The sequence below is a fragment of the Paraflavitalea sp. genome (assembly GCF_059502485.1).
Window position 1 is genome coordinate 1 of record NZ_JCACET010000007.1, and the last position, 2,988, is coordinate 2,988.

Genomic DNA, 2,988 nt, shown 5'->3' on the forward strand with positions numbered 1-2,988 from the left:
CTGAAGGAGGCCCTGGCGCTTGGGGCGGGGGTGCGGCTGGACGTGTCGGCGACGGCGTCGCTGCCGCCGGCGCTGGCGCAGCTTCTGGTGGCGGCCGGGCGCAGCGCCGCGGCCACGGGCCAGCCCTTCGTGCTGGTCTCGCCGCGGCCCGAGCTCGTCGACGCCTTCCAGGGGCTCGGCCTTTTCGGCGACCTCATGACCCTTTCGATGGAGTGACGAGTGCGCATCCTGGCGATCGACGACACGCGCACGCTGCGCGAACTCCTGTGCCGGACGCTGCGCGCCGCGCAGTATGACGTGGTGGAGGCCGAAAACGGCGAGGAGGGCCTGTCGCGCTTCGCCGAGGCGCGCCCCGACGTCGTCATCACCGACCTCAACATGCCCGTCCTCGACGGCATCGAGTTCACCCGCGCCGTGCGCTCGCGCTCCGACGGCGGCGAGGTCCCCATCATCATCCTGACCACCGAAAGCGCCGCCGAGATCAAGGCGGAAGGCCGCAAGGCCGGCGCCACCGCCTGGATGGTCAAGCCCTTCGATCCGCAGAAGCTGCTCGACATGCTGGGCCGCCTGCGCCGCTAGAGCGGGCCCCCGCCCGCGCCGCGGGGCCACCGGTCCGGCCCCGCCGCAACCCCTTTGATCCCGGACCGCACGCCACGACCAGAGGTCGCCCCGCATGGACGCGCTCGCCGAAATCCGCAACATCTACTTCGACGAATGCGACGAGTTCATCGGCCTGCTCGAAGGCCACCTCGCCGCACTCGGGGAAGGCGGCGCCACGGCCGAGGACATCAACGGCGCGTTTCGCGCCGTCCACTCCATCAAGGGCGGCGCCGGCGCCTTCGGGCTGGCCGACCTCGTCGAGTTCGCCCACCTCTTCGAAGCCTGCCTCGACGCGCTGCGCTCGGGCCGGCTGGCCGTCGAGGACACCCCCATCGACGTCATGCTGCAGGCCGGCGACGTGCTCGGCGCCCTCGTCGCCGCCGCCCGCGAGGACGCCCCTCCCGGATCGTGCCCCGTCGACCCCGCCCTCATCGCCGCCCTGCAGGGGCTGGCCGGCGGCAAGGCCACCAGCAAGCCCAAGGCCAACTCCAAGGCCCAGGTCGCCGCCCAGGTCGAGGCCACCGTCGGCGCCGCCAAGGCCGCCGAAGCCAGGGCAGCGGAAGCGCAAGCCGCCTCCCCCGCCCTCTCATCTCCTGCAACCTCCTCCCCCGCCCCTGCCTCCCGCGCCGGCGTGCCGGACGGCATCCCCGACGACCTCGCCGACCTCTTCGCCATCCCCGAGCTCGAGGAGAACGGCGCAGACGCCGCCGCCCCGGCGCCGGAGGAAGAGGCCGCGCCGGGAACCCGCCGCGTCTCCATCCGCCTGCTGCCCGACCGCGACCTCTTCCGCCGCGCCCTCGACCCGCGGCTCGCCGTCGCCGCGCTGGCGGCGCTGGGCTCCGTCGAGATCGCCTGCGACAGCTCCGCCGTCCCGCCTCTGGCCGAGCTCGACCCCGTCGACTGCCATCTCTCCTGGACGCTGAAGCTCGACACCGCGGCGCCGATGGAGGCCATCCACGACGCCCTCGACAGCCTGCTCGCCGACGACGAGATGACCATCGTGGAAGGCGACCTGCCCGAGGACATGCCGGCCGCCGAGGCGCCCTCCGCCGTGCAGGCGGCGCTGACCGCAGCCATGGCCGAAGCCGCCCCCGCCGGCCAGGCCGAGCCCGGCGAGCCCGCCGCCGAGGCCGAGGCGCAAGCCCAGGCCGCCACGCCCGCCTCCGTCTCCCCCGCCGCCGCCTCGCCCGCCGCTCCCCCGGCCGGGCCGCAGCGGCGCACCGGCGGCGGCACCATCCGCGTCGACCTCGACCGCATCGACAGGCTGATGAACCTCGTCGGCGAGATCGTCATCACCCAGTCCATGCTGTCGGAGCGCGCCTCGGCGCTCGCCAAGCGCGAGGCCACCGCCTTCGTCGACGCCCTGTTCTCGCTCGGGCGCCAGACCCGCGAACTGCAGGACAACGTCATGGCCGTGCGGGCCCAGCCGGTGAAGGTCGTCTTCCAGCGCCTGCCCCGCCTGGTGCGCGAACTGGAACGCACGCTCGGCAAGAAGGCCCATCTCGTCCTCGCCGGCGAGGACACCGAGGTCGACAAGACCATCGTGGAGGAGCTCGCCGACCCGCTCATCCACATGATCCGCAACGCCATGGACCACGGCCTGGAGACCCCCGACGAGCGCCTGGAGGCCGGCAAGAACGCCGACGGCACCATCCGCGTCTCGGCCGAGCACCGCGGCTCGCGCATCCTCATCTGCGTGCAGGACGACGGGCGCGGCATCAACCGCGAGCGCCTCATCGCCAAGGCCCGCTCGCGCGGCCTGATCGCCGCCAACGCCCCCGACCCCTCGCCCGAGGACGCCGACAACCTCATCTTCCACCCCGGCCTGTCCACCGCCCAGACCGTCACCGACGTGTCGGGACGCGGCGTCGGCATGGACGTGGTGCGCTCCAACGTCGAGGCGCTGGGCGGGCGCATCACCGTGGAATCCACCCCCGGGCGCGGCTGCAAGTTCACGCTCGGCCTGCCGCTGACGCTCGCCGTCCTCGACGGCATGATCGTGCGCGCCGGCACCGAGCGCTTCGTCTTCCCGCTGTCCAACATCGTGGAGACCATGCAGCTCGACCCCAAGACCGTCGAGACGCTGCCCGGCAACCGCCAGATCCTGCAGCTGCGGGGCGAAATCGCCCCCCTGCTCAAGCTGCGCGACCTGCTCGGCATCCGCGCCATCGGAACCGAGCCCAACATCGTCATCGTCGAGACCGAAAGCGTGCCGCGCCTCGCCATCGCCGTCGACGAAATCGTCGGACAGCAGCAGGTCGTCGTCAAAAACCTCGAATCCTCCTTCCGCCGCGTCGAGGGCGTCTCCGCCGCAACCATCCTCGGCGACGGCCTCGTCGCTCTCATCCTCGACGTCGACGCCCTCCCGGGACTGTCACAGCAGAGGAA

At 72.8% G+C, this 2,988-nt stretch carries 3 protein-coding genes; all 3 read left to right on the forward strand.

Going from position 1 to position 2,988, the window contains the following annotated elements; genetic code table 11:
- On the forward strand, positions 1–216 hold a 216-nt coding region (locus tag AC5JBY_RS02645), incomplete at its 5' end, for a hypothetical protein (RefSeq protein WP_495902996.1).
- 3 nt (positions 217–219) lie between these two features.
- A complete protein-coding gene (locus AC5JBY_RS02650) occupies positions 220–579 on the forward strand; it encodes a response regulator (RefSeq protein ID WP_495902997.1) in 360 nt (119 codons plus the stop codon).
- 94 nt (positions 580–673) lie between these two features.
- Positions 674–2,988 (forward strand): chemotaxis protein CheA (locus AC5JBY_RS02655; protein ID WP_495902998.1); only part of this gene is annotated, 2,315 nt, incomplete at its 3' end.